Annotated in this window: 22 protein-coding genes; 8 read left to right on the forward strand and 14 right to left on the reverse strand. The window is 59.3% G+C overall.

All coding sequences use genetic code 11. From position 1 onward, the window contains the following. Positions 1–471 precede the first annotated feature (471 nt). The 7 genes from QEH54_RS05625 to QEH54_RS05655 all read right to left on the reverse strand — a co-directional run bounded on the left by QEH54_RS05625 (position 472) and on the right by QEH54_RS05655 (position 8,664). Complete coding sequence (locus QEH54_RS05625) at positions 472–3,603, reverse strand: transglutaminase domain-containing protein (RefSeq protein WP_309017663.1); 3,132 nt, start codon at positions 3,601–3,603, stop codon at positions 472–474. Beyond that, positions 3,604–4,656: a DUF58 domain-containing protein gene (locus tag QEH54_RS05630; protein WP_309017664.1), complete on the reverse strand. Its 1,053-nt coding sequence runs from the start codon at positions 4,654–4,656 to the stop codon at positions 3,604–3,606. A gap of 3 nt (positions 4,657–4,659) precedes the next feature. Next, positions 4,660–5,604, reverse strand: coding sequence for an AAA family ATPase (locus QEH54_RS05635; RefSeq protein WP_309017665.1), 945 nt, complete (start codon positions 5,602–5,604; stop codon positions 4,660–4,662). A gap of 93 nt (positions 5,605–5,697) precedes the next feature. Continuing rightward, positions 5,698–6,399 carry a signal peptidase I gene (gene lepB / locus QEH54_RS05640; protein ID WP_309017666.1) on the reverse strand — a complete coding sequence of 234 codons (702 nt, stop codon included), beginning with the start codon at positions 6,397–6,399 and terminating at the stop codon, positions 5,698–5,700. 164 nt (positions 6,400–6,563) lie between these two features. Further along, positions 6,564–7,073: an RNA polymerase sigma factor gene (locus tag QEH54_RS05645; protein WP_309017667.1), complete on the reverse strand. Its 510-nt coding sequence runs from the start codon at positions 7,071–7,073 to the stop codon at positions 6,564–6,566. Positions 7,074–7,521: 448 nt separating this feature from the next. Then, positions 7,522–7,995: a TlpA family protein disulfide reductase gene (locus tag QEH54_RS05650; RefSeq protein ID WP_309017668.1), complete on the reverse strand. Its 474-nt coding sequence runs from the start codon at positions 7,993–7,995 to the stop codon at positions 7,522–7,524. Positions 7,996–8,076: 81 nt separating this feature from the next. After that, on the reverse strand, positions 8,077–8,664 hold the full coding sequence (locus QEH54_RS05655; RefSeq protein ID WP_309017669.1) for a TetR/AcrR family transcriptional regulator: 588 nt from the start codon (positions 8,662–8,664) through the stop codon (positions 8,077–8,079). Between the two features lie 167 nt (positions 8,665–8,831). Between QEH54_RS05655 and QEH54_RS05660 the strand changes: the two genes are divergently transcribed. Beyond that, positions 8,832–9,782, forward strand: a complete 951-nt coding sequence (locus QEH54_RS05660; protein ID WP_309017670.1) for an EamA family transporter — start codon at positions 8,832–8,834, stop codon at positions 9,780–9,782. A 49-nt stretch (positions 9,783–9,831) separates the two neighbouring features. Further along, a complete protein-coding gene (locus QEH54_RS05665) occupies positions 9,832–10,869 on the forward strand; it encodes a phosphoribosyltransferase (RefSeq protein WP_309017671.1) in 1,038 nt (345 codons plus the stop codon). A gap of 60 nt (positions 10,870–10,929) precedes the next feature. On the opposite strand, the gene QEH54_RS05670 is transcribed toward QEH54_RS05665, so the two are convergent. The 7 genes from QEH54_RS05670 to QEH54_RS05700 all read right to left on the reverse strand — a co-directional run bounded on the left by QEH54_RS05670 (position 10,930) and on the right by QEH54_RS05700 (position 15,697). After that, positions 10,930–11,154, reverse strand: coding sequence for a ferredoxin (locus QEH54_RS05670; protein ID WP_309017672.1), 225 nt, complete (start codon positions 11,152–11,154; stop codon positions 10,930–10,932). A 30-nt stretch (positions 11,155–11,184) separates the two neighbouring features. Next, positions 11,185–12,495: a peptidase U32 family protein gene (locus QEH54_RS05675; protein ID WP_309017673.1), complete on the reverse strand. Its 1,311-nt coding sequence runs from the start codon at positions 12,493–12,495 to the stop codon at positions 11,185–11,187. Between the two features lie 224 nt (positions 12,496–12,719). Next, entirely contained in the window at positions 12,720–13,607 is an 888-nt protein-coding gene (locus tag QEH54_RS05680; RefSeq protein WP_309017674.1) for a 2-dehydropantoate 2-reductase, read from the reverse strand. A gap of 149 nt (positions 13,608–13,756) precedes the next feature. Next, positions 13,757–14,098 carry a histidine triad nucleotide-binding protein gene (locus tag QEH54_RS05685; RefSeq protein WP_309017675.1) on the reverse strand — a complete coding sequence of 114 codons (342 nt, stop codon included), beginning with the start codon at positions 14,096–14,098 and terminating at the stop codon, positions 13,757–13,759. Positions 14,099–14,144: 46 nt separating this feature from the next. Next, positions 14,145–14,612, reverse strand: coding sequence for a hypothetical protein (locus QEH54_RS05690; protein WP_309017676.1), 468 nt, complete (start codon positions 14,610–14,612; stop codon positions 14,145–14,147). 53 nt (positions 14,613–14,665) lie between these two features. Continuing rightward, a complete protein-coding gene (gene nrdR, locus QEH54_RS05695) occupies positions 14,666–15,127 on the reverse strand; it encodes a transcriptional regulator NrdR (RefSeq protein WP_309017677.1) in 462 nt (153 codons plus the stop codon). Positions 15,128–15,133: 6 nt separating this feature from the next. Beyond that, positions 15,134–15,697, reverse strand: a complete 564-nt coding sequence (locus tag QEH54_RS05700) for an aminodeoxychorismate/anthranilate synthase component II (RefSeq protein ID WP_309017678.1) — start codon at positions 15,695–15,697, stop codon at positions 15,134–15,136. A 198-nt stretch (positions 15,698–15,895) separates the two neighbouring features. On the opposite strand from QEH54_RS05700, the gene tgt reads away from it, so the two are divergent. The 6 genes from tgt to QEH54_RS05730 all read left to right on the forward strand — a co-directional run bounded on the left by tgt (position 15,896) and on the right by QEH54_RS05730 (position 25,772). Further along, the gene (tgt, locus tag QEH54_RS05705) at positions 15,896–17,035 is read left to right on the forward strand and encodes a tRNA guanosine(34) transglycosylase Tgt (protein WP_309017679.1); all 1,140 of its coding nucleotides are present in this window, start codon (positions 15,896–15,898) and stop codon (positions 17,033–17,035) included. A 36-nt stretch (positions 17,036–17,071) separates the two neighbouring features. Continuing rightward, the gene (locus QEH54_RS05710) at positions 17,072–18,451 is read left to right on the forward strand and encodes an MFS transporter (RefSeq protein ID WP_309017680.1); all 1,380 of its coding nucleotides are present in this window, start codon (positions 17,072–17,074) and stop codon (positions 18,449–18,451) included. Between the two features lie 91 nt (positions 18,452–18,542). Continuing rightward, positions 18,543–19,475 (forward strand): SDR family oxidoreductase, encoded by a 933-nt coding sequence (locus QEH54_RS05715; protein WP_309017681.1) that lies wholly within the window; start codon positions 18,543–18,545, stop codon positions 19,473–19,475. A gap of 119 nt (positions 19,476–19,594) precedes the next feature. Continuing rightward, on the forward strand, positions 19,595–22,510 hold the full coding sequence (gene secA, locus QEH54_RS05720) for a preprotein translocase subunit SecA (protein ID WP_309017682.1): 2,916 nt from the start codon (positions 19,595–19,597) through the stop codon (positions 22,508–22,510). Between the two features lie 386 nt (positions 22,511–22,896). After that, a complete protein-coding gene (locus QEH54_RS05725) occupies positions 22,897–23,985 on the forward strand; it encodes a TIGR02597 family protein (RefSeq protein WP_309017683.1) in 1,089 nt (362 codons plus the stop codon). Beyond that, a complete protein-coding gene (locus QEH54_RS05730) occupies positions 23,982–25,772 on the forward strand; it encodes a fibronectin type III domain-containing protein (RefSeq protein ID WP_309017684.1) in 1,791 nt (596 codons plus the stop codon). The genes QEH54_RS05725 and QEH54_RS05730 overlap by 4 nt, the downstream gene beginning before the upstream one ends. The last annotated feature ends 58 nt before the right edge of the window (positions 25,773–25,830 follow it).

A 25,830-nucleotide genomic window follows, 5' to 3' on the forward strand; every position in this document is an offset into this window, starting at 1 on the left:
GGTGAGGTTGAGGGATTCTCGTCGGCGCGCTGACGTTTGCTGGCTGTCGAGATTGCGGCGTCTGAACCTGGGGTCGAGGGGGGAGCGTTCGATGCGGTTGGCTAGGAGGCGAAGGTGGACGCGGCTGAGCGCGCTCGACAGCGGGGCGGGAAGACGGAGTCTGCCGTGGCGGCTGGGACTGGGTAGTGGCGCGAGTGTGCGAGGACGGTCGCTGCACATCGGTACGGGTTTGCCCTTGGTTGTGTCGTTCCGGTCGGGCGTCGAGCGGCGCGGAGGGAGTCGCCGCTAGCAGAAGTCCAAGCGCCCATACGCTAGCGGTTTTGAGCATCTTGCTCAGTGGGTAGATTCGCTCTTGCTTCATGGCGGGGTCCTTGGGTTGAAGTGGGCTCGATTTTCGGGCAGGTCGACTTGGGCGCGAATGCGGGCCGCGTGACCTTGGGACGAGCGTGTTCAGCTAAGTATTCATTTGTTTTAGGAAGATTGCGAACGGTTTGCGTCGTCGGACGCGGAAAGCTGCGTCGAAGTCGTCTTCAAGTAAGTACGTTTGAACTGCAGCACCTGGTTTGCTAGTTGTTGGACGAATTCGGCGTCTACCGTTTTTCCGTAGCGTTGCGAGGCGAGCTGTCGGCGCAGGGTTTCGATGCTTGCGGAATCGCTCGTTTGGTTGCGAGCCAGGGACTCCGTCTGAGCCAGCAAGCGTCCGGCGCGAGCTCTAAGCCGAAGTTCAGCGCTTTGGGGAGCTTTGTTTTTTACGTTTCGCAGGAACGTGATGAAGGGATGGATCAATGCCAAGCCCAGCAGGAGCAGGATCCAGGCGTGACTTGGGCGCAGACGTCCCGGCTGCTTGGCTGGCTCGTGCGCGAGGGAAGGCTCGACCGGGGCGGGACGCTGCTCTATCGTCGCCTCCGTTCGCTGACTGTTTGGGAGCGAAACGGGCGCTGGGTCTCGCCCTGAATCGGAGCCCGACGCCCTTTCTTGGGGATCCTGGCTGGATTGCGTGACTGCCTCGGGGCGCGTTTCCTGCGGTTCTTCTGGGGCGACGGGGTTCGTGGACGCGACGGGAGAAGTCGTCGATGGTTTGGCTTGGCTCATGCCCTCCTTGATCGAAGCGAGCTGACTTAGCTGATCGAGTTCGGAGCTCTGCTCGCTCGACAGGGAAGGTTCGGGCGATTCGTTGAGCCTTGGCGCTGCGGCGTCCTCGCTCGTCGCTGGCGCCTTCGATAGTTCGTCCCGATGCAAGGATTCGGCCGTTTCGAGCTGGGCCAGTGTTTGCCGGTTTTCGACCTGGTCGCCTTGAGCGTCGCGATTGAGCTGCGCCTCGAAAACGGGAGGCGTGGGATCGAAGCGTATCCATCGATTGGATTCGTCTAGGTACTCAACCCAGGCGTGAGCGTTGAGCTGACGGAAAACGTAGCGTCGCTTGTCGGGCTCGTATTCGCTGCTTGCGAAGCCGGTAACCACTCGCGCAGGTATTCCGCGCGATCGGGCGAGCATAACGAACGCCGCAGCATAGTTCTCGCACAGGCCGGGACTTTCGCTTTGCAGCCAACGTACCACGATGTGCCCGGAGCCAGGACGGATGTCCGTCTCGTATGCGTAGGGATGGGTTTGCGAAAAGTAGCGGGCGGCGTTTCGAGCGAAGATCTGGCGCGAGGCGTCGCCATTTGCGAGCCGCTTGCTGAGTCGTTTCAGAAAGGCGCGGTCCCTGGCGGCGATAGGGAGCTCGGTGAACGCGGCCTGCTGCTGTTCGCTAAGCTGGCAGGGCAGGCGCTCCTGACTCGTCACGGTGAAATCGGCGCCGCGTACTTTATAGCTGATCGGCTGATCCGAGCGGGGAGCGGCGATGGTGCGGCGCTCGGGATTTGCTCGCAGGACGTCGTGGTCGATGATCCGGGCGGATTGGAAGGACTCGGGAAGCGGCAGAGAGGAAAGGCGTTGCGGCACAGCGGTGAGGGTGAGGCTGGCTGAGGCGTCGCGACTGGTCTGGAAGGCGTTCATCCTTACGAAGGCGCCGGATTGAGAGGCAGTCGTTTCTGTATTGGAGAGATCGTTACGCTGAGATAGGCCATTGCTTGTGATTGTATCGAGAAAGTCGAGACGGAGGTAGAGACGCTGGGGCAGGGTACGGGCGGAGTCGATCGTTGCGGTAAGCAGTGGAGCGCTGCTGGTGATCTGTTGCGTATTGCTATGTTGGAGGTCCATCGACCGTCCTTCGTAAAAAGGCTGCGCCGATTCGGTCCCGGCCCAAGTGTCGTCGTTACTTGCTGAGGCCGGAGACGATGGCGTCGAGCGGATGGCATCGACCACCTGATCGATGACGCTTGGGCGGCTCTCGTCTTGGCCTCGGCTTGGCGGCGTATCGTAGCTTCCGGGACTCTCCAAGGTGGTGTGCAGTCCAGCCTTTTCCTGAGGAACATCCGTTTTGTATTCGCTTGTTTCCGACGGGCGTGAGGGGCTGATGGTGATCAGGGAATTGATATCGTCGTTTCGGTAGCGAGCTCCCGAGGCTAGGGGGCTGTCGACTTGGGGAACCTTGAAGCGGATTCCCGAGCCCTCCGCGGAACCTGACGCAGGCGCGGGCTGGTCGACCTGGCTGGATTTGGCCCTCGCGGGCTCCGTGCGGGCCACGGTTTGCTGAAGGTCCTCTCGGGTTGAGCTTGGTGCCTGGTTTTGGGACCCGAACGATGGGAATCTCTCCTCTATGAAGCGTGTATCCAAATCTCCACTATGAGAAAGCTCTCGCGCTGACTGCGCCATCTGTCGAACATGAAATGGGGCGTTTCGAGCGAGGTCGCCCCAGAACGGCGTTTTCAGGAGAACCATGAAGAGAAGCGCGCCGAATAGAACGGCCAGCGCGGCGAAGGGAATGGAGCTTCGCAGAAAGGACCCGTAGGACGGCGAGGGCGTAGACTCTGGCGATTCGTGAAGGGAGCTGTAGTTCTCCCCATGCAGCCCTTTCGAACGTTGGTGCGACTCGATGGCGAAACCAAGGATCGGCAGAGCTCCGAGCAAGGTGGCGAGCGGTGCGGATTCGATTTGGAAGCTGGCGAAGATCGCCAGAAGCAGGGCGAATGGAAACTCGATGGCTTCCGCCTGGTCGCTCGTCGCCTTTCGGCGGCTGCGCAGTATTTCGATGAATGCGATGAAGGGAGCGAGCTCAAGTATCTCGCGATAGGGAGGGATGAACTCGTAGCTGATGATCAGATTTCGAAAGAACAGAAGGGTGGCGATGACGACGAAGATGGTGATGGCTCTGCCAGCGCCCAGTCGCGCGCTGAGCGAGGCCGCGAGCGTCGAGGTGGAAACGATGATCGCCCATGGGATCCAGTGGTACTCGTAAAGCGAATACGGCCAGAGCGGGATGAGGAAGAAGAGGTAGAGGCCGACGATGAAACCCCAACGCGCGTAGGCGCTAGCGGTCGCTCGCGCTTTGGAGCGACTGTATGAAAGCGCTTTCAGAAACGAGAAGAGAATTGCCGTGGAGAAGGCGAGAACGGCATTGCTGCTGATGATGGCGAAGGAGATGGTGGCCGAGCTGAGTATCAGCCAGCTCGAAAGTTCCGCATTCGAAAGCGGGGTGGGTCGGTTTAGAATGCGCTTCATCTATCGGGCGTGGGCGAGGTCCTTGCTGAGGCGTTTTATGACGATGCCCAGAGTCGGATCGGGAAGCACCGAAAGAAAGCGCTGGCCTTCCTCGTCGGGAGGTTGGGGAGCGGTATCGGACAGCTGCGCGAGCGCCAGGGCGTCGTAGACCTTGATCGAGTCAGCGGGGTTCGAGAGCGGGAAGTAGCTGTCGTCGATCGCCAGGCCGATGAGGCGTCTTTGCTTGAGTAGGTCTGGCAGGATAGCGACCAGGCGGGAGAGAGCTCGCTCGAATGCGACATCGGTTCTCCAGACTGCGCGAGCGGTGGTGAAGCGAAGCTCGAAGCGCGGCTCTTTCTGGGCCTTGCTTTCGATCACCATCGGCTTGTCCGCTTTGGCGGTGAGCTTCCAGTTGATGAGCCGTCGCGGATCGCCTGTCTGGTAGTCGCGAATGAGGGCGCTGTCGGTGTCGTCGGGATGGCGGCTCTGTTGACCTGACTGCGGCTCCTTGCGAGTGGGTTGATAGCGAAGCACCGCTTGGAGGGAAGTCGGCAAGGCCCGAGGCCAAACGAGGATCGGGTCGCTGACGCGTTCGAGGAGTCGGGTGGCATGGTAGAAGCCGAAGGGGAAAAAGCAGTGAAGCGTCGCGAGACAGAGCCGATTTTCGCCGCGTTTTTGGAAGGTGAATCTCGACGGTAGCGTGACGGTGGCTTGGGGCAGGATCGCTCCTTTGTAGTGGATCTTGTGGATACGGTGGTCCTCCGGTTCCTTCACGTCCAAGGTCGGGTAGAAGATCGGGAAGATGCGGCTCCGATTGCTGAGGGAGACCTGGATTGGCGTTTCCTCCCCGCAGCGAGCTCGGTCGCTGGGCAGGGAGATGCGTGTATCGAGATTTTTGAGACCGCGTTTGGCGAGCAGCCGGGCGAAGAGGCAGACTGAAAGCAGCAGGCAGGCCAGGATGGCCAGTATGTCGACGCGAACGATGAGGAAGCCGAAAAGGGCCAACCAGCCCAGCTGCCAGACGAATCGTCCAGCGTCGGTTGTCTCCAGCGCGACTTTGGCGGTTGCGGGCACGGCTCAGTCCTTCAGATGCGGGGCGGGTTGGGCGTTGAGGATTTCTTCGATCAGGTGGGCGGCGTTTTGCCAGCCGTACTCGAAATCGTAGCGCTCGCGCAGGCGCAGCCGGTGGGCGAGGCAGGGAACGGCGAATCGGCGGATGTCGTTTGGTTCCACGAAGCTGCGACCGTCGACCAGCGCCGCCGCTTGCAGAGCGGCTTTGAAGGCAAGGGCGCCGCGCGGACTGATGCCCACCTCGATCTGCGGATGCTGACGGGTTCGGGTCACGATGGAGTGGATGTAGTCGTAGATCGACTCCTCCATGAACACTTCGCGCGCTTGGGATTGCAGGTCCGCGATATCGCCCTTTTCCGCGACTGATTGGATTTCCATGTCGTCGTAGTGCAGGGCTCCGTGGCGCAGCATGTCGCGCTCGCTTTGGTCGTCGGGGTATCCCAGCGAAATGCGCATGAGAAAGCGGTCCAGCTGGGCGCTGGGCAGCGGAAAGGTGCTCTCGAAGTCGACCGGGTTTTGGGTGGCGATGACCATGAAGGGCCGATCGATCGGATGCGAGACGCCATCGCTAGTGACCAGCCCGCGCTCCATGGCTTCCAGCAGAGCCGACTGGGCTTTGGGCGAGGCCCGATTGATTTCGTCGGCTAGCACGATGTTGGCGAAGACAGGTCCAGGAAGAAACTCGAACTGGGAGCGATCCTTCTGGTAGACGGATACGCCCACGATGTCGGAGGGAATGATATCCGAGGTGAACTGGACGCGGTTGAAATCGCAGTGGATGGCTCGCGACAGGGCGTAGGCCAAGGTGGTTTTTCCCACCCCTGGCACGTCTTCGATCAGCAGGTGCCCGCCAGCGATGAGGCAGGTCAGGGTGGCGTCGATGGCGGCGGGCTTTCCGTGGATGTGTTCAGCCAGAGCGTCTCGGATGGCGTTGATGCGTTGCTGCGGCATGGCGGTGAGGGCAGGGTGGCTGAAGAAGCGGCCGGAGTCGAGGTCAAGGCGTCCTTCTGCGGTCGGCGGAAGGCCATCTGCCGTGCTGTCCGGCTACTGCAGGGCGGTGAAGAATCGCTCGAAGCGCGGCTGGTACTTGTCGAGAATGTCGAACGACAGGAGCACCGCTCGAGCCTCTCCAATGATTGACTCCCGATCGGCGAATCCGAATGCGCGCGAATCGTGGCTGTTGTCGCGATTGTCGCCCATAATGAAATATTTGCCCTCGGGCACCACGATCTTCGAAAATGAGCGAGCGCGAGCTGGCAGCTCGGGGGTGGCCATCACCGCGTGGGCTCGGTCGGGCAGCTGTTCCTGAGCGAAGGCGGAGCGGCTTTTCAGCGGCTCGGGCATGCTGTGGATCGCTGGATCGGAGAGCGGAGCGTAGGCGATGCTACGCCCGTTTAGAAGCAGCCGGTTTTGTCGCATTTCGATCTCGTCGCCCGGAACGCCGATAACGCGTTTCACGAGGCGCGTTTCGTCTTCCGGAGAAAACAGCACCACGATGTCGCCCCGCTGCGGATCGGCCCAGCGATCGAGCCGCTTAAGGGTCAGGGGGACGCGCAGGTCGTAGGCTAGCTTGTTCACGAACACCAGATCGCCTTCCAAAATGGTGGGGTTCATCGAGCCGCTCGGCACCCAGTTCCAGTCTGCGAAGCTCGATTTGATGGGGATGACGACGAAGAGAATGAAGGCGATGGCGCCGCGCCATTCTCGCCAGTGTCGATGCAGGGCTGATCGAAGTGCGGAACTCATGAGGCGTTAGGGTTGAGCGGTGATGTCGCATTCTACAACCCGGGCCTTGCCGACTTGTTCCCATATAAAAAGAGGCGAGCGGAGGATTCATCCTCCGCTCGCCAAGCGACCCGTCCTCGACGGATCGTTTCCCCTCCTATTTTTTCTCAGAAATCGATTTGCGTTCAGCTGGCTTCGGCGAGCTGCTCCTCGCTCGGCTCCGGCAGGGAAAACTCCTTGCCGAATGCGGCGTGCAGCTTCTTGCGAGCCCGGTGGGTATGGCTGAGCACGGTGCCGCGGGGCATGCCGGTGCGGGCCGAAATCTCCTTGGCGGTGTAGCCTTCGATGTAGTTGAGGTACACGCATTGGCGTTCGACTGGTGTGAGGATGCTCAGCACGGAGTCGAGATCGTGCGACGTGCCAAAGCTCTCGCTGGCTCCGATCGAGTAGTCGTGAGACTCGAGAGCCTCGAAGCGCACGATCTTGGCTCGCCGGCTGGAGTCGATGAAGAGGTTGCGAATGGCCCGAAAGAGCAAACCGCGATCCTTTACCTGCTGGTACTTGATCTTGAGCTTCATCCAGGCCTGCTGGGCGAGGTCCTCCGCGTCGTGCATGTCGCGGGTGAAGGAATAGGCGTAGTTGCGACCCTGCTGGATCAGCTCGCTGTCAGTCAAAGGATGTGAGGTGGTGTTCATGATCAGTGTCGGTTTGGTTGGATTTAGGCTGTCGCTGAGTAAAGGAACGACCGGTCGGTCGGATTGATTGATAAAAAAATGTAGTTACGCAAGAAGAGAGTGGCCGGGGCTGAGGTTTATTCCCGAAACGGAGCGGAATCGATCCCACGGCTTTGGCCTGGCGGCGGTCGCGCTATCAGTCTTCTAGGGCGTGTAGAGCCAGCTGCTGCGATTTCGGCGACCGCCTTCCGGCAACTAACATTTGCAACGTTGCAAATGTTAGTTGCTCCAGCGTGGCCTGCTGCGGATCCCGAGAGGGGGGATGGGGAGCGAGGAGGCGAGGGACTTTTTGGTGGGAGGGTGTGGGAGCGAGCTGAAGCGTTGAGGGACAAAAAAGCCGCCGCGAGGAGTGTATCGCGGCGGCGGGGGAGTAAATCGGGTACTTTTCGGAAGCGCTGGGCTTTGCTGGTTAGCTCTTGGCGAGACCTTTCAGCGTTTCCGCGGTGAGGGTGGCTGGGTGGCCGGTCCAGATGACGGTGCCTTGGGGGTTCATCACCACGGCGTGGGGAATGGCGCGAACTTTGAAATGTTTCATCAAACGGGCTTCGGTGTCGATGGCGCTCGGGTAGTTTATGTTGGCTCGCTTGAAGCCGCGCACGGTGGCTTCGTCTTCGTTTGACAGGGCCATGACCACGAAATCCTCGCCCAGCTCTTTGCTCAGCTCGTTCATGTGCGGGATGCTTCTAACGCAGGGGCCGCACCAGGTGGCCCAGAAGTCGATCACCACGTATTTGTTTTCCAGATCGGGCTGCTCCGAGAGCCATTTTTCGACTTGGATTTTAGGGCCTTGTTTTCCGACGAATTCGTCCGCTTCGATGGCGGGCGAGATCGCGACGATAAGGGCGGTGGCGAAGAAGGTGAGTAGTCGTTTTGCGGTGAGCATAGGTTTTGCGGGGTCGATATTTTGAAGTTGGGCTCAGAGTCAGGTGACTGGGGCGAAGCGGAAAAGGTTCCGAGTTCGCGTTCAATGCAAGGTGGCGCCGATGGCCTGAGCGACCTGCTTTCGGGCGGTGTCGATGGGCCAGAATTCGCGGAAATTTTGGCTCTCGATCATGGCTGCTTCGAAGAGCAGAAACACGATGCGCGAGAGGTGGAGCTGCTCTTCGGGGTCCTTCTCCGGGAAGATCTGCTCCACGCGCTGGAGGATGAAGTCCACCATGCCCTGCTTGTGGTTCTTGATTTCCGCTCGCATGGGGCTGTCCGCGTCAGGCGTTTCCGTTAGAGTGTTGATGAACGGGCAGCCGCGAAAATCGGATTTGCGCATCCACTCTTCGAGAGAGGTGAAGAGCGCCAGCAGTTGCTCTTTTGGCGTGGTGCCGGGGCGAGCGATCTCCTCCTGGCGCCAGCGCGACCAGTCGTTGTGACGCCGCTTCAGCCAGGCCAAGCCAAGCTCCTCCTTCGATTTGAAGTGACAGTAGAAGGTGCCTTTGGCGATGCCAGCTTCGTCGATGATCTGCTTGATGCCGGTGGCGTTGTACCCTTGGCAAAAGAAGAGTTTGGCGGCGACGTCGATGATCTGATCTTTTTTACTTTCGCTACAGTTGCGGTTCATACGGGTGGAGACAGGGGAACGCTGTTTTTGACCATCCAATCGGTCAAGTGGATAGCGTCCATAAGGCAAATCACGAACAAGACCGGTCCACGACTGCGGTCACGCCACCGCTTTCGCTTTGACCTCGAGGCGTGGCGACCGACGATGTCGCCCGTAAGTTGCTGACTATGGGAGAGGAAGAAAAAGCGAGTCGGGTGTGGATCGTGGTGGCGTTCGCAACGCTTTACGTAATCTGGGGCTCGACCTACCTGGCGATCAAGGTGGCGATCGAAACCATGCCGCCCTTCCTCATGGCGACGGCTCGCTTCGTTTTGGCCGGAGCGGTGCTCTACGCGATCGCGCGGCTCACCGGGGCCCGCCGACCGAGTCGTGAAAACTGGAAGCACGCCGCGATCGTGGGTTCGATGCTGATGGCGGGAGGAAACGGCGTGGTCAGTCTCGCCGAACGCTGGATCGACTCGGGCTTGGCGGCGCTGATCATTGGTAGCAGCCCCATTCTGATGACACTGTTCGGCTGGTGGGCGAATCTGGAGAGACGCCCTGATCTTGGCGTTTGGGCCAGCTTGCTGGGTGGATTTACAGGCGTGGCGTTTCTGGTGGCCTCCAGTTCTGGCGTGGAATCGGAGGGCGGCTTGTTAGGCTCTCTGCTCGTGGTGCTCGCTATGATCTCGTGGACTTTGGGCTGCGTTTTTTCAAAGCGCCATCCGCAACGGATCAACCTTTGGCTGCAATCGGGCATGCAGATGTTTTGCGGCGGGCTGACCTGCTTGCTGATCGGGGCGCTCCTGGGCGAGTTTGACGGATTTTATGTATCCGAAATTTCGATGCGCTCGTGGATGGCGTTCGGCTACTTGATCGTGTTCGGCTCCTTTGCCGGGTTCACTTCCTACGTTTATGTATTGAAGCACTGCGCTCCATCTGCGGTGGCCTCGCACGCTTACGTCAACCCAGCGGTGGCGGTTTTCCTTGGCTGGCTGATTCTGGGAGAGACCATGAGCGCTAGCGGCATCGCTGGCTCGATCCTTATTTTAGCTTCGGTTTACGCCTTGCTGAAACGCAAGGCGAAGGAAGCCCCTGTCGAACGGCTGGCGACGTCACCTGAGCGGAGTGAAATATGACGGGAATTTCTTTTGAAGGGGCCTGCACTTTATCATTGGCTGGTGCGAAATGAGTTACGAGCGACACTTCGAGTATCCGCTTTCAGCGAGCAGCCGACTGACGGGAAGTCTCGCCTTAGGCGATCTGGAGACAGGCCAACGCTGCTATCGGGAGGGGCGGTTGTCAGTGGACGGCGGACGCTCGTTGCCAATCTCGCTGACCCATAGCCCGGCGACGGAGCGGCTGATGTACGGGGGCGAGGTCGAATGTATCGAACATTTGAGGACGTCGCTTCGGGAGATGGGAGTTGAGCTGCCTGGATCGGGGGGTCGCTGGCTGCCCGGGCCGTTGCTCTTGGGGAGCGAACGGACTCGGGTGACGCAGGCGGGCGTGCTGGATTGCATGCGCTCGCCGGCCTTCGAGGAGGCTCTAGCGAACCGTCAGGAGGGCGAGGTCGTGGTCCTGCCTGTCCTGCGCGAGGGCATGAAGTACGGGCTGCAGGAAGCGGTGTGCGACGTTTTGGGGGCGCATTGCGACGAAGTAGTAGTCGATGCTCATCATGTGCCGGACGAGTCGGTGCCATATCTGGGACGTCGAATGGAGTTGAGCGTCTTCAAGGATGCGGACCTGACGCTGGCTCAGCGCGAGAAGGTGAAGGTGGCCATTCTTGGCGACAGCGTGGCCAGCGGCACGGTGATCATTGGCTTGATCGAGGTGATCAAGCAGCGCTTTCCCAATGTGGAGCGGATCGAACTGGTGGCTCCGTTGGCGGCCGTGTATGGGCTGGCCCGCATCGCGGCCTTTGGGAACGAAGCGGTGCCGCTGCGGGCCCATGTGTTCGAGTCGCTGCTCAACGCATTGCCGCCGGAATACTATTTTTCGCCGTTCTTTCCTGAGGAGGAAATGCACATGGCGAAGAGGGCGTATTCAAACTATCGCGACTGGTGGGGTGTGGACAAGGCAGGGAAGCCCATCGCTGAAACGGCGTGCGCGGGCTACGGCTGGTCGGAAGCGTTTTTCAACCCGCGCAAGCAGATCGCTATGATCGACGAACAGCTGCGGGAGCGACATGGGATGGGGCTGGCTGAGGTTTTGGGGCGATACTAAAGAGGTTTTTGCTTGAGGGTGGGATGTGTTGAACGCGTCCGGAGGCCACGTTCCACCTGGTTAGCCTTCGATGCGGATGATGGAGACTGGGCAGTGGTCGGCAGCTTCCTTGAGGGCTTCGCGATCTTCCTCGAAGCCTTGGCCGATCTCGAAAGGATCGTCCGTATCCACAATCTGGTGCAGCTGGGCGAGCCCTTCTTCGTCCATCTTCCAGTAGTTGGGAGCGACCTCGGCGCAGAAGGCGCAGCCAATGCAGTCGCGTCGCTTGTGTTTGATGGTGAGCATCGCTGGAATAGAGATTTGAAATTTGAGATTTCAAATGCGGGCGGAGCCCGCATGGCTGAGGTGGAGGAAGAACTTGTCGTTTTGGCGGACCTTGGCGTCGACTTTGATTGAGAAGACTTGGCCGGATTTGACTTCGTCCACTGTAGTTGAATCGTCGAGACGCAACTCGGGAAGGGTGCCGGAGACCACGCCGGAGGTGTCGCCGATGATGAGGAATTCCTGGCCGGATTTGATGGGGCCGGTGGCGGTGATTTCCGCTACGCCGATTTTGGCGTAGTAGTGGGTCACGCGGCCGGCTTGGATTTTCTGGCGGGTGGACTTGTTGCCGTAGGCGGCGGACCAGCCTTGCTCGCGTCCGAGGTAGTAGCCGGAGGAGAGGCCGCGGTTGTAGACTTTCTCCAGATCCTGCTGGAGCTCAGAAACCAGCTCGGGAGTGAAGGTGGAGGCTTGAATGGCGTCGATGCCTTTGCGGTAGGCGGCGACGACGGTGGCGACGTATTCCGGGGCCCGTCCGCGGCCTTCGAGTTTCAGGGTGTGCACACCGGCTTCGAGGACTTGGTCGAGAAAGTCGATGGTGCAGATGTCGTTTGGCGACATGATGAAGTTGTTGTCCACCATCAGTTCCTTGCCGGATTCTTGATCGATGACCTTATATTCCTTGCGACAGTTTTGGGTGCAAGCCCCGCGGTTGGCGGAGGCGTTGTCGGTGTAGAGCGACATGCCGCAGCGGCCGGAGACCGCTATGCAAAGGGCGCCGTGGGCGAAGGCTTCGATTTCCACCGGACGCCCGGATGGGCCGCGTAGATCGTCGGCTTGGATCTGCTGGTGGATCTTGCGGATCATGGAGAGATTGAGCTCTCGGGCCAGCACGATGCGGTCGCAGAACTGGGCGTAGAATTTGAAGGACTGGTAGTTGGATACGGATAGCTGGGTGGAAAGGTGAACCTCCAGCCCGAGCTCGCGAGCTTTCAGGATGCAGGCCATGTCGGAGGCGATGACCGCGTCGACCTTTTGTTTGGCCGCTTCCTCCAGCAGGGCGAAGCAGAGCTTCAAGTCGTGATCGTAGAGAAGGGTATTGAGGGTGAGGTAGCCGCGGACGCCGGCATCGTGGCAGCGGGACATGATCTCCTCAAGGTCCTTGAGGTGAAAGGAGCGTCGCGAACGGGCCCGCATGTTGAGCTGGGCCAGGCCGAAGTAGACCGAGTCCGCTCCCGCGTCGATGGCGGCTTGCAGAGAGGCGTAGCAGCCGGCCGGTGCCAGTAGCTCGACGGGGCGGGGCGTCTGGGCGGCTTTGGGCTCGGAGGAGGTTTGTGGCTCGTTGGCGATGCTCTGGCTGCTCATGGTGACGATCGTTCTTTGGTTCGCTCGGAGAAAAACGGAGAGTTCTGTGTGTTTTTTTAGGAGCGAGTCAAGAAGGGGGTCGGAGAATGCGGGAAGCCCGGTCCGCTTTCGCCGGTTTTTCACCGATACTCCTTGGTGCTCTCGACCGATTGCCTGCCGTTTGCCCAAAGTTTTCACTACAACGTTGTAGTGAAAACTTTTTCCGTAGTGGGAAAATGGGTGTGCTAAGCGGTGTAGGTTTGTTCGAGCAGGCTGAGGAGCTGGGCGGCCATTTGGTTGCAGGGGGTGGGGATGCCGTGTTTTTGCCCGAGTCGGGCGATGACCCCGTTGCGGGCTTGCCATTCCATGGGTCGCTTGGCGGCGAGGTCGGCGTGCAGAGAGTTCATCGCTCCGGGCGGAGCGGCTGCGGCGGAGGCGATGACCTGTTCCGCGATGCTAGCCTCATCGAGTTCGGCTCCTTCGGCCCGGCCGACGGCGACGCATTCGGCGATGAGGGAGCGCATGATGGCGGCCGCTTCCGGTTTCGCGGCGACGTTTGCCGGCTGGTCGACGAGGGCGGAAATGGCTCCGGCGGCGTTGATGCAAAGCTTTTTCCAGGCTGCGGTGGTCCAGTCGCAGGTGATGTCGATGGTGACGGCGGGGTGATTGAAAAGCTGGGAGAATGCTTCGGCGGCTGGGACGTTGGGGGCGCTCATGAAAACGTCGCCGTGGCGAATGAACTTACCCGGAGCGGGGCGCTCGGCGGGGCAATCGATGATGACGGGCAAGGTGCGTTCGGGAGGGAAGGAAGGCTGGAGGTTGTCGAGGTGCTCGACGCCGTTTTGCACTACGGCGAGTTGTGTTTCCGGGCCGGTGAGGGCGGGCAGCCAGGCGGCTGCTTGGGGAACTTGGTAGGTTTTGGTGGCGAGGATGATCCAGTCGACGGGGGCAAGGGCGTCGGGGCTGGTGGCGATGGTGGGAGAGAAGGATTTGGTTTCGCTTTGATGGGTGATGGAGAGGCAATCGATGGGAGTGCGGACGCAGAGGGTGACTTGGTTGTCGGGATTTTCGAGCAGGAGGCTGGCGAGGGTGCCGCCGATGGCTCCAGGACCGATGAGGGCGATGGTGTGCATGGTGAGCGATGTCGGAAGGATAGGATCTTGTTGCCCACAGATGGCACGGATTTGCTCAGATTTGGTGGGACTGGACTTGCTTGGGTGTGAAAAAGCTCGGCGGGCGGGCCGAGCTTGTGGGGAGGGGGAGTGACGAAGGAGTGGTTGAATCAGCCGGGGGGCCAGGCCATTTGGCGGCCGGCGAGCAGATGGATGTGCAGATGGGGAACGGCTTCGCCGCCGTGGGGGCCGTGATTGATGACCGTTCGGAAACCGTCGGACCAGTCGAGCTTCTTGGCGAGTTGGCCGACGACCAGCATCATGTGGCCGAGCAGCTCGGCGTCGTCGGGAGTGGCTTCGCCGATGCGGGGTATGAGCTTTTTAGGAATGAGCAGAAGGTGCGTGGGGGCCTTGGGATCAATATCGTGGATGGCGATGCATTGGTCGTCCTCGTACTCGATTTTGCCCGGGATCTCGCGGTCGATGATTTTTTGGAAGATGGTTTTTTCCATGGAATTTAAAATCTGAGATTTGGTATTTCAGATCGGGTCGTAGCGTCTAGTAGATGACGAGGTTGAGGTGGCTGGAGGGGCGGGCGCGGGAGTGGCAGAAGGCGCGGGCGAAATCGATGGCGTCTTGGTACTCCTGCTTGCGGCGTGCGGTCCAGCGTTTGCCTTTGGGGCAGATGGCTTCTTTCAGTCCGGTGAGCACCAAGAGGGGGCGGCGAAAGCGGCAGGTTTTTTTGAGGGCTTCGAGGAGCTGGGCTCGCAGGGTGAGAATGGAAAAGCCTTCGGGGTCGCGGGCGGGAATGAGGCCGATGGCGAAGGCGTCCGGATCGTCCGCCATCTGATCGGCGAGCCGTTGGGCGGCAGCGAGAAAGGCGGCTGGGTCGTCTTGGCGGTCGGGAAGAGTGGCTTCGATGGATTCCTTGATCTGCCGGGCGTAGTAGAGGTCGTCCCCTATGGAGTCCGCGAAGAGGGCACAGATGATCTGTATCTTGGAGTAGTCTGTGCGGGTCGCGGGCATTTTTAGAGTGGGTGGTTGGCTGATGGTCGGGTGACGTTTTGTGGCTGCTACTCCTACAGGATTTTGGGGGTGTTGAGGTCGGAGATTTCGTCGAGGAATTCGTCGAGGTTTTTGAAGTCCTTGTAAACGGAGGCGAAGCGGATGTAGGCGATGGGGTCGATGGACTTGAGGTTTTCCATGACTTTCTCGCCGATGGCGTTGGAAGGGATTTCCATGCCGTGCTCGGCCTCGAGGGCGTCGATCATGTCCTCGACCAGGATGTTGATCTGTTCCGCGTCGACGGGTCGCTTTTGGCAAGCGCGGCGCAGCGAGTAGATGATTTTTGCTTTGTCGAAATCTTCGCGGCGTCCGTCACGCTTGGTCACGTAGAGGCACTCGCGCAGGATCTGCTCGGTGGTGGAATAGCGGTGGCCGCAATCGAGGCATTCGCGCCGTCGACGGATGGTCGAGCCGTCTTTGCTGACGCGCGAGTCGATGACCTTGTCGGCGGAGGATGCGCATCTGGGACACCGCATGTTCGTTCAGAGAGTAAGAAAGTTTTTGAGAATATCCATCCCGTTTTCAGTGGCGATGGACTCGGGATGAAATTGCACGCCCCAGATGGGAAGCTCGCGGTGGCGCAGGCCCATGATCTCGCCTTCGGCGGTTTCGGCGGTGATTTCCAGGCAGTCGGGAAAGCTCTCGCGCTCGACCAGCAGCGAGTGGTAGCGGGTGGTTTTTATGTCCTGCGGGATGCCGCGGAAGAGGTCTTCGCCATGGTGCTTGATGGGCGAGGTCTTGCCGTGCATGAGGCGATCGGCACGCACTACTTTTCCTCCGAAGTGCTGGCCGATGGACTGGTGGCCGAGGCAGACGCCGAAGATGGGAACCTTGCCTGCGAAGGCGTCGATGATGGCGATGGAGGCGCCTGCTTCGCTGGGCGAGCAGGGACCGGGGGAGATCAGCACGCGCTCGGGATTGAGAGCGAGGGCTTCTTCCGGGGTGATCTTGTCGTTTCGATAGACGCGCTGCTCGACGCCGAGGGTACCGAAGTACTGGACGAGGTTGAAGGTGAAGGAGTCGTAGTTGTCGATGACAAGCAGCATGTTGCGTGAAGTTATTCGAGGTTAAATAGATAGGTCCTCATGGGGTCAAGCTCGGCGCGGCGGGTGTGAATAAGTGGGTGGAATGGTGAATAATGAATGGTGAGTGGGGAATTGGGTTTGGAGGCGTAAGGGGTGGCGTCTTCGGTCAAATTTGGGATTGTGGGGCGAGGCGCTTGGGCTAGGGTGGCGGCGATTTTTATGAGCGAGCACTTTGAGTTGTTGAAAACGGATGAGCAGACGGACGCTCGCCGCGGTCGGTTGAAGACGTTGCATGGAACGATCGAGACGCCGATTTTCATGCCGGTGGGCACCCAGGCCACGGTGAAGGGGCTGACTCCGACGCAGATCCGTGAGGAGGTGGGCGCTCAGATCATTTTGGGAAACACCTACCATCTCAACCTGCGTCCGGGGTCGGAACTGATTCGCGAGGCGGGCGGGCTGCATCGCTTCATGGGCTGGGATGGACCGATCTTGACCGATAGCGGAGGGTTCCAGGCGTTTAGTTTGGCCAAGCTCAGCAAGCTTACGGACGAGGGCGTGGCGTTTCAGTCGCACCTCGATGGGGCGAAGGTGTTTTTGGGTCCCAAAGAGGTGATGTCCATCCAGGCCAATCTCGGCTCGGACATCGCCATGGTGATCGATGAATGTCCTCCGTATCCATGTCCCAAGGACGCGTGCGAGAAGGCCATCGAGCGCACCACGCGGTGGGCCAAGGCCTGTAAGCAGATAGCGTCCGACAACGGTTTTCTGGAGAGCGGTCACCACGTGTTCGCTATCGCTCAAGGCTCCGAATACGAAGACCTGCGTCGCCGCTCGGCGGAGGAGTTGGCGGAGCTGGATTTTCCCGGCTACGCCATCGGAGGGGTGAGCGTGGGCGAACCGGAACCGGAAATGATCAAGCAAGTGCGAGCGACGGCCCCGTTTCTGCCAGCCGACAAACCGCGCTACACCATGGGGCTGGGAACGCCGCCGCAAATGCTCAAGATGATCGCGGCGGGCGTGGACATGTTCGACTGCGTACTGCCCAGCCGGGTCGCTCGCAACGGAGCGTTTTTCACGCCGGATGGCATGATGACGGTACGCAATGCACGCTTCGCCAAGGATCTCGGCCCCTTGGTCGAAGGCATGGACAACTACACCTGCCGCAATTTCTCCCGGGCGTATCTGCGGCATCTGATCATGGCCAAGGAGATGCTCGGCTGCACGCTGCTGACGATCCACAATTTGCGCTTTTATCTCGATCTGATGAAGCAGGCTCGGGCTCACATCGAGGCGGGCGATTTCAAGAGCTGGAGCGAAGCGTGGATCGAGCGCTATAAAGCGGGCGAAAGCGAGTAGCTAGGTTTTGGTTGTATTGAGAAAGGCGCGACGGGGATGAATGAACGACTCGACTCGAAACTCCGTACCAATATGCGGCTGTCTGTGGTGGAGGGGCTCTTCGCCATGCCGATCTGCTTTTTCGCCCTGCCGGGAAACTTTCTTCTAGCCAGCCTTTCCACCGAAGCGCTCGGGTTGAACGAGGCGGTGTACGGGATCATCGCTTCGCTGCCTGCGTGGGCGAACGTGGCGCAGCTCTTCGCGTTGCCTTGGCTGTCTCGGCGCTTGTCGGCCAAGACGATCTGCTTATCCTTTTCCTGGATACACATCTTTTGTTGGACTGCGATCGGCTACAGCTTGCCGAAGATGGCGGGCGATGGGCCGTGGCATTCCCCGACACTGGTCGTTGGGCTTTTCGCGGCGGGAGCCTTGGCTTTCGCATTGGTGAACGTGAGCTGGACGTCGTGGGTGCAGGAGTGGCTGCCGAACCGCTCGAGGGGCAAATATCTAGGGCGACGAAATCGCATGCTGCAGGCGAGCACGGTCGGTTTTCTGATCGCCGCGTCGGCGTTTCTTGGATACTGGCGAGAGAGCCCTGTTTTCGGGTTTCAGATGCTGATTTTCGCAAGCGTGGCGATGCGGGCGGTTTCCATTGTATTGCAGGTGCGGATACTGCCAACCAAGTGCATCGTCGATGAGCGAGCGGTATCGTTGCGGGACCAGTTTTCCTCCATTCTAGCCAACAAGCCGCTGATGCGCTTCGTGATGTTCGGAGCGACCTTCGGTTTCACCGCGAATTTCTTCGGCCCGTTCTTCCCGGTCTTTTTCTACAAGGTGCTGGGAATGAGCGTAGATGAGGTGGCGAGGCTGGTGATCGTTTCCACCGCTACTGGGGCGATTTCCATGCCGCGCTGGGGTGCGATCTGCGATCGCTTCGGGTGCCGTCCGACTTTGCTGCTATCGTTGACGGTTTGGATGGGCGTTGGCTACGGCTATTTTCTGGTGACGCCTGATCGGGTGTGGGTGTTGTACGTCGTTTGGGCGATTGGTGGCATGGCCGGCGCTGGCTTTTTGTTCGGCACCTTCAATATGATCCTAAAGCTCATTCCCGTAGACGGAAAGACAGCGGCGATCAGTTTCAATCTGGCGGCCAGCTCGCTGGCGGCGGCGGTGGCCCCGATCCTGGGCGGACTGGTTTTCGCTTGGGTGGATCGAACGTTTGCCGATCGCTTGTACTCGTTTCACGTGATTTCCTGTATCCATCATACGCTTACGCTTCTGACTGGGACCATTCTGCTGGGCGTTGCGGAACCGAAGGCCGCGACCTTGACGCAGGCTATCGGGGCGATGCGACCGATGCGTCAGATCGGCGGTCTGCTCGGGGTGTCGTTTCTGGCCAACTACAGCTTTTTCCGCCGCAAGGAGGGGGACGAGTGAGGCCTTTCCTTGCAGTTGACAGGGGAGCGGGAATCGCAAGGGTTTGGGTGAACGTTTAATCCAACGATCGAGCGACCTAGCAAAAACGAAAATGAGAATACTCGTAACCGGAGGAGCCGGCTTCTTAGGGAGTCATTTGTGCGAACGCCTTTTGAGCGAAGGCCACGAAGTGATCTGCCTCGATAACCTCTTCACGGGGCGCAAGCGAAACATCGCCCACTTGCTCGAGAATCCGTATTTCGAATTCGTGCGGCACGACGTGATCGATTCCTTCAAGTTCGAAGTCGACCAGATCTACAATCTGGCGTGTCCGGCTTCGCCGCCGCACTACCAGTACAACGCCATCAAGACCATCAAGACCTCGGTCATGGGGGCCATCAACTGCCTGGGGCTGGCCAAGCGCGTGAGAGCCCGCGTGTTTCAGGCGTCAACCTCGGAGGTGTACGGCGACCCGCTGGTGCATCCCCAGCCGGAGAGCTACTGGGGGCACGTCAACCCCATCGGAGCGCGCTCCTGCTACGACGAAGGCAAGCGCTGCGCCGAAACCTTGTTTTTCGACTACCATCGCCAGAATGGCGTCGATATCCGCATCGTGCGCATCTTCAACACCTACGGACCGCGCATGCTGCCGAACGACGGTCGGGTCGTTTCCAATTTCATCGTGCAAGCCCTCAAAGGCGAGGACATCACCGTCTACGGCGACGGCTCGCAGACGCGCTCCTTCTGCTACTACAGCGATCTGATCGAAGGTTTCATACGTCTCATGAACAAGGACGAGGTCATCGGACCGATCAACATCGGCAATCCGGGCGAGTTCACCATGCTGGAGCTCGCGCAGGAGGTGCTCGGTTTGGTGGATTCGAAATCGAAGATCGTGCATCTTGATCTTCCCTCGGACGACCCGAAGCAGCGCCAGCCGGACATCTCCGAAGCCAAAGCCAAGCTCGGCTGGGAGCCGACGGTGTCTCTGCGCGAGGGGCTGAAGGAAACGATCGACTATTTTCGAAACGAAATTCAGCTCTGAACCGAACTCCCTCTGGGGCGCGAAGCGAAGACGTTCATCGCCCGCGCGCCGAACCTTTTCATTGCCAGCCTGTCCGCTTTCCTCTAGCGGGACAGGCTTTCACTTTTACCTAAGCTCCAATGCTCTCTTCAATTTTCAAGAAATTCGCAGGTCGCTCCAACAAGAAGTGGCTCAAAGCGTGCGAACCCCTCGTCGCCAAAATCAATGAGCTCGAAGTCTCCTACCAGTCGCTAAGTGACGACGAATTGAAGGCCCACACCCAAGCGTTTCGCGAGCGCGTCGACAACGGCGAGACCTTGGAGGATCTGCTCCCGGAGGCCTTCGCCACCGTTAAGAACGCCGCCCGCCGCCTGATGGGCACAACCGCCATGGTTTGCGGCCGCGAGCAGACTTGGGACATGATCCACTACGACGTGCAGCTCATCGGCGGCATGGCTCTGCATCAGGGACGCATCGCGGAAATGGCCACTGGCGAGGGTAAGACGCTGGTTTCCACCTTGCCCATCTACCTCAATGCCATGGCGAGCCGCAATGTGCAGCTGGTGACGGTCAACGAATACCTGGCTCAGCGCGACTCCGAGTGGATGGGGCATCTCTTCAAGTATTTGGGCCTGACCGTCGGGTGTATCAAAAACCAGATGCCGCCCCCGGTGAAGCGTGAGATGTACGCTTGCGACGTCACCTACGGCACCTCTTCGGAATTCGGTTTCGACTACCTGCGCGACAACGGCATGGCTCACACCAAGGAAGAGCAGGTGCAGCGCGACCATTTTTATGTGATCATCGACGAAGTGGACTCCATCCTGGTGGACGAGGCCCGCACGCCGCTGATCATCTCCGGCCCTGCCCCCATCCAGCGCGAGCAGCCCTACACCAAGATGAAGGCGGGCATCGAGCGCCTGGTGAACGCTCAGAACAAGTATTGCAACACCCTCATTTCAGAGGTGAAGGCGGATCTTGAAAAGGAGAACGCCGACCACTGGGACCTGGGACTGAAGATGCTGCAGGTGAAGCTCGGCATGCCCAAGAATAAGCAGCTGCTGCGGCTTCTGGAGCAGGGAGAGTATCGCAAGTTGCTCGACAAGACTGACTTGGAAATGCATAGCGACATGAACAAGGAGAAGCTCTTCAGCCTCAAGGAAGACCTTTTCTTTGTCATCGACGAGAAGCAGCGTTCCGCGGATCTGACCGAAAAAGGTCGCTCCGAGCTGCGTCCTGACGACCCGGACGCCTTCATGCTGCCCGATTTGGCGACTCGTTTCAGCGAGTTGGACAAGGATGACTCGCTCAGCGCTGAAGAGAAGGACGCCATCAAGCTCAAGGAGCAGGAAAAGCTCGAAGTGGTGGGCGAAGACATTCACGCCATTTCTCAGCTGCTGCGGGCCTACGCCCTTTACGAAAAGGATGTGGAATACGTGGTGCAGGAAGGAAAGGTGGTCATCGTCGACGAGAATACCGGTCGCGTGATGCCGGGACGTCGCTGGGGCGACGGGCTGCATCAAGCGGTGGAGGCCAAGGAAAACGTCACCATCGAGCGCGAGACGCGCACCTACGCCACCATCACGGTGCAAAACTATTTCCGACTCTACGATAAGCTCGCCGGCATGACCGGCACCGCCGAAACCGAGGCGACCGAGTTTCATGATATCTACAAGCTCGGCGTGGCGGTTATCCCGACCAACAAGCCCTGCATTCGCATCGACGAGAACGATGTCATCTACAAGTCCCGCCGAGAGAAGTACAACGCGGTGGTGGACGAGGTGGAAGCCGCCCATAAGAAGGGTCAGCCTGTGCTGGTGGGCACGGTGTCGGTGGAAGCTTCCGAGCTCGTCGGACGCATGCTGCGCCGCAAGAACATCCCGCACAACGTGTTGAACGCAAAGTTTCACCAGCAGGAAGCGGAGATCGTCGCCCGGGCAGGGATCAAAGGCGCCGTGACCATCGCCACCAACATGGCAGGCCGTGGTACCGACATCAAGCTGGGCGAAGGCGTGAAGGAGGTGGGCGGCTTGCTGGTGCTCGGCACCGAGCGCCACGAATCGCGTCGCATCGACCGCCAGCTGCGCGGCCGCTGCTCTCGTCAAGGCGACCCGGGCCGTTCGAAGTTCTACATCTCGCTGGAAGACGACTTGATGCGTCTTTTCGCCAATTCCGGTTTCATGGCCAAGGTGCTGCACGGCTCCATGGTCGAAGGCGAGCCGTTGGAGCACGCCTTGCTGAATCGTTCCATCGAGACCGCTCAAAAGAAGGTAGAGGAGAGCAACTACTCCGTGCGCAAGCGCCTCCTCCAGTACGACGACGTGCTGAACAAGCAGCGAGAGATCATTTATGGGATCCGCAACGACGCGCTGCATAGCGACGCCCCATTGGACGCCATCTTTGATCTGATCGAGGAAGAGGTGGCGGAGCGTTTGGAGGAAAGCGGATCGGATCTCTCCGTATTCGTGACCTGGGTGAATTCGCATTTTCCCATTGGCCTCGCTGAAGAGGACCTAGCCGGCAAGGGCTTCGAAGAGCAAAGCGGCGTCGTCCTGGACAAGATTCGGGAAGCCTACCGCATCAAGAAGACCGCGGAAAACGAGGACGCCTTGGCCCACCTCGAGCGCTTCGTGCTGCTCAGCGCCATCGATGGCCGCTGGCAGGAGCACCTGACGGAAATGGAGGACCTGCGCCGCAACGTGGGCCTGCGCAGCTACGGACAGAAGGATCCGCTCAACGAGTACAAGAACGAGGCCTACACCTACTTCGAGGAGCTCATGAAGAACGTGCGTCTTCAGGTCTGCTCGCGTCTCTTCCGCACCGCCACCAACGTGGCGGCCATCGAAAACGTGAAGATGATGCTCGCCCGCCAGGCGGTGGCCGAGGGAGGAGGCGCTGGTTCCTCGCCGTCTCTTGGCGTCTCAGCTGGGGCCAAAGCGAAGAAGGAGGTCAAGCTCCCCAAGGTCTCGGTGAAGCGAAATCTGCCAAAGGTCGGCCGAAACGATCCCTGTCCTTGCGGGAGCGGCAAGAAGTTCAAGCAGTGCTGCGGCCGATGACGCCTTAGCAGGTCGTATCGTTCCTTCCGCCGGATTTCTTCGAGGTTTTCGTCCCACTTTGCGGGATCTGCAGCGATCTGGCGCATGAGGGATTGCAGGCCGTTTTAGACGCGCGCCAAATTTCCTTTCAACCCCGTTTGCCAAACGATGGGGGATTTGCCTCCATGGCGGTGAGCAATTCCCCGATCTCGTTTGTGAAAAAGAAGCCATTTCTCCCCGAATTTGTACAAATTTCCGACTTTTGCTGTATCAGTTGTCGCAGGCTGCCGATTGGGATTCTCGAAGCTGAATTTTAGAATAAACTCGGCGAATTTGACACTTGATGCATCCGTAATCGTCTCTAGTCTCGTAACGTTTCGTATTATCTCCCCACTCATTAGAAAATCATGAACATAAAGGTGCCTTCATACTTAAAACGCTTGGCGACCTTGGCTCTTGCCTCTGCCCCGTTCGCGGGTCCGCAACTTCAGGCGGAAGAAGTCTATTCTCAGATCGTCGGAGCTATTGCGTTGGATATCCCCGCTGATTCCGACGTGGTCGTCTCATTTCCTTTCAAGCAATCATCGAGCTATGGGGGCCGCGTTCACAGCGTTTCTGGCGCCGAGCTCGATGTCGGAGACGGGGTTTCGATCCTTTCTTCTGGCGACTTCGATGCCGTCGGTGGCCAAGCGACGCACTATGTGCTCGTGGAAGACGGTAGTCTCGAGGGGCGTCACTTCGATATCGTATCCAACACCGACCAGAAGATCACCCTGGATACCTCGGAGAACCTGAGCGGCCTCGACCAGGCCATCATCACGGTTCGCGAGCATTGGACGCTTGGCGAAGCGTTCCCCAACGGGATCGGCTCCAACGCCGTCTTCGAGGCGAGCGGTCCTCAGGTTCAGTTGCTGGTGCCCGAGGAGGTGAAGGTTGGCGGCGGCTTCGACGTGGCAAGTCTCTATTACTTCTACCAAGGCGCGTGGCGAGCGGTCGGCGAAAAGCTGGATCTCGAAGCGAACGGCGCCAACTCGAACGATGACGTGATTGCCCCAGGGGCGTCGGTCATGGTGCGCAACAACAGCATGGACGACATTCGCACGTACTTCTTCGGCGAAGTGGTCACCTCCCCAATCGCCATTCCGATCGAGTCCTCCTCTTCGGACGTCGTCGACAACTACGTCAGCGTCTCTCGTCCGCTCGGATTGACTCTGGCCGAGTTCGGTCTCTCCGCTGGCGGCGCCTTCACGGCTTCCACCAGTTTGGCGGAAGTTGATCGAGGGGACCTGCTGCTGGTTTACTCCTACACCGAGAGCGGCAAGAACAAGACCGCTGACCAGTACTTTTTGTACAACAACGAGTGGTACCTCGCCGGAGGCGATGGAACGCCAGTGAGCGATACCGTCATCAAGGCAGGCCAGGGCGTGGTCATTCGAAAGAAGGCCGGCGAAGATGGCGTTAACTACTGGACAAACAACTGGAGCCTCGACTCATGAAAACTTTAGCAGCACTTACAATCGGCACAGGGCTTCTTGCCAGCTCCGCGTTCGGAGCCGTCTCATTCAATCTTTACGTTGACGCGATCGCGGAAAGCGATGGTTCGACGTTGATAAGCGATGAAGGCTTGCTCGTTCTGGTGGTAGATACCGGGAGCGATGGATTCTCTCTTCCCAGCGCAGGCAGTCTGGTGAACGGCAACGATGAGATCGTTACCTACTGGGACTTGGCGGAGGAAGGCGTGGGCGATGCCTACATTTCCTTGGCGTCGGACCTCGTTGAGTGGCAAGCTGGCTGGACTGAAGGCAGCGACCTCGCTCTTTTCTGGTTCCCCGATCTGAGCAAGGACAACATGACGCCTACTGCGGACACGGCCTATGGCGTGTTTTCGGATGCGGCTGGTTTGACTAGCGGCGATGGCTGGGAACTGCCCTCGGACGGAGAGATCATGCACCGCTTGGCGATGTTCACCACTGCGGCGACCAAGTTCTCCTCCCTCGCGTCGCTTCCAGCGGATGTTGGCGTGACCTCCTACGCGGTGAGCAATCCGCCGTCGACGACGGCACCATCGGTGCCAAGCGTCGATGTGGTCAATGGGGGTGGCAAAAGCACTTTGACCTGGACCTCCACCGGAACGACGGGTGGATACATCGTTCAGCGTAAGAAAGGCGATGGCGCCTGGGAAACGATCGGTTTCGCCTCTGCTGGTACCACCAGCTACGAGGACACCGACGTGAAGCCGGGTCGCGAATACGATTATCGTCTCTATTCCGTAGGAGCCTTCGCCGTCGCTCTGCAGGACGAGCTGCCGGTAATCACCTCCGAACGCTCCATTTTCGCTAACATCTCTTCCCGTGCCTCCGTGAACAACGATGACGGGATCCGTGCTTACGAGCTCCTCAACGTTGGCGCTCAGCTTCAGGGCAACGATCCTACCAAGCGCATCATGGCGCTGGGATTCGGTCCGTACAACAATGAGAAGAACGACCGTACCACCTGGGTGTCGGATACCTTCCTCGAGTATGAATTTGGAGGCGACATCATCGCTTACAATGACAACTGGATGCAAGATCCGGAGAACGCTGGTCAAGTTGACCCCGACGCGGAAGCGATCCTCGCTACCATGGGCGCTGTGGGAGCTCCCGTCTTCTTCCAGGACGATCCGGATAACAACTACGTTTCTCGCGACTCGGCTATTTTGGAAGATGTACCCGTCAACACACCGGTTCTGTTCAGAGCGACCTCGCTCGATGACAGTGGATTCATCGCGGTGGGACTGTTCGATGGCGAGTACGAAGCTCCCATTCATGACAATCGCATCGTGAACCTATCCACTCGTGGGTACCTCGAAGAAGACGGTATCTTCAACGGTGGTGTGATCATCACGGGAACCGTTCCCAAGGAAGTGCTCGTTGTCGCGGCGGGCCCATACCTGCGAGACGGACGTGGCGCTAACGCGAACTTCGTGCTCCAGAACCCTCAACTGCGTGTTCAGAGAACCGCGGTCCCTGGCAACCCGATCATTCTCTACAACGACCAGTGGGATGTTCAGGACGGAGTGGCAGATCCGGACAACGGATTGCTGGCAGTGGAAACGGATATGGATCGTTTGACGGCGGTTCTCGAAGCCAAGAACTTCGATACCACCCACATGAGTCTGGACGCTGCGGCCTTGCTCACGCTGGAGCCTGGAAACTACCTGTTCCGCGTTTTCGCTGAAGACGATGGAACGAGCCGACCGGATGGCTTCGCTCAGATCGCCCTTTGGGAGATCGAGATGGACTAGTTCGCTTCCTAAGAAACTCTTTTAAACAGAACGCCCGCTCCGCTTGGAGCGGGCGTTC

The organism is Pelagicoccus sp. SDUM812003 (assembly GCF_031127815.1).
GTDB lineage: Bacteria > Verrucomicrobiota > Verrucomicrobiia > Opitutales > Opitutaceae > Pelagicoccus.

Excerpts from the sequence above, each read along its gene's own strand:
- QEH54_RS05625 (WP_309017663.1), bottom strand. The coding sequence starts at position 3,603 with ATGAAGCGCATTCTAAACCGACCCACCCCGCTTTCGAATGCGGAACTT.
- QEH54_RS05635 (WP_309017665.1), bottom strand. The coding sequence starts at position 5,604 with ATGCCGCAGCAACGCATCAACGCCATCCGAGACGCTCTGGCTGAACAC.
- lepB (WP_309017666.1), bottom strand. The coding sequence starts at position 6,399 with ATGAGTTCCGCACTTCGATCAGCCCTGCATCGACACTGGCGAGAATGG.
- QEH54_RS05645 (WP_309017667.1), bottom strand. The coding sequence starts at position 7,073 with ATGAACACCACCTCACATCCTTTGACTGACAGCGAGCTGATCCAGCAG.
- QEH54_RS05650 (WP_309017668.1), bottom strand. The coding sequence starts at position 7,995 with ATGCTCACCGCAAAACGACTACTCACCTTCTTCGCCACCGCCCTTATC.
- QEH54_RS05655 (WP_309017669.1), bottom strand. The coding sequence starts at position 8,664 with ATGAACCGCAACTGTAGCGAAAGTAAAAAAGATCAGATCATCGACGTC.
- QEH54_RS05660 (WP_309017670.1), top strand. The coding sequence starts at position 8,832 with ATGGGAGAGGAAGAAAAAGCGAGTCGGGTGTGGATCGTGGTGGCGTTC.
- QEH54_RS05665 (WP_309017671.1), top strand. The coding sequence starts at position 9,832 with ATGAGTTACGAGCGACACTTCGAGTATCCGCTTTCAGCGAGCAGCCGA.
- QEH54_RS05670 (WP_309017672.1), bottom strand. The coding sequence starts at position 11,154 with ATGCTCACCATCAAACACAAGCGACGCGACTGCATTGGCTGCGCCTTC.
- QEH54_RS05675 (WP_309017673.1), bottom strand. The coding sequence starts at position 12,495 with ATGAGCAGCCAGAGCATCGCCAACGAGCCACAAACCTCCTCCGAGCCC.
- QEH54_RS05680 (WP_309017674.1), bottom strand. The coding sequence starts at position 13,607 with ATGCACACCATCGCCCTCATCGGTCCTGGAGCCATCGGCGGCACCCTC.
- QEH54_RS05685 (WP_309017675.1), bottom strand. The coding sequence starts at position 14,098 with ATGGAAAAAACCATCTTCCAAAAAATCATCGACCGCGAGATCCCGGGC.
- QEH54_RS05690 (WP_309017676.1), bottom strand. The coding sequence starts at position 14,612 with ATGCCCGCGACCCGCACAGACTACTCCAAGATACAGATCATCTGTGCC.
- nrdR (WP_309017677.1), bottom strand. The coding sequence starts at position 15,127 with ATGCGGTGTCCCAGATGCGCATCCTCCGCCGACAAGGTCATCGACTCG.
- QEH54_RS05700 (WP_309017678.1), bottom strand. The coding sequence starts at position 15,697 with ATGCTGCTTGTCATCGACAACTACGACTCCTTCACCTTCAACCTCGTC.
- tgt (WP_309017679.1), top strand. The coding sequence starts at position 15,896 with ATGAGCGAGCACTTTGAGTTGTTGAAAACGGATGAGCAGACGGACGCT.
- QEH54_RS05710 (WP_309017680.1), top strand. The coding sequence starts at position 17,072 with ATGAATGAACGACTCGACTCGAAACTCCGTACCAATATGCGGCTGTCT.
- QEH54_RS05715 (WP_309017681.1), top strand. The coding sequence starts at position 18,543 with ATGAGAATACTCGTAACCGGAGGAGCCGGCTTCTTAGGGAGTCATTTG.
- secA (WP_309017682.1), top strand. The coding sequence starts at position 19,595 with ATGCTCTCTTCAATTTTCAAGAAATTCGCAGGTCGCTCCAACAAGAAG.
- QEH54_RS05725 (WP_309017683.1), top strand. The coding sequence starts at position 22,897 with ATGAACATAAAGGTGCCTTCATACTTAAAACGCTTGGCGACCTTGGCT.
- QEH54_RS05730 (WP_309017684.1), top strand. The coding sequence starts at position 23,982 with ATGAAAACTTTAGCAGCACTTACAATCGGCACAGGGCTTCTTGCCAGC.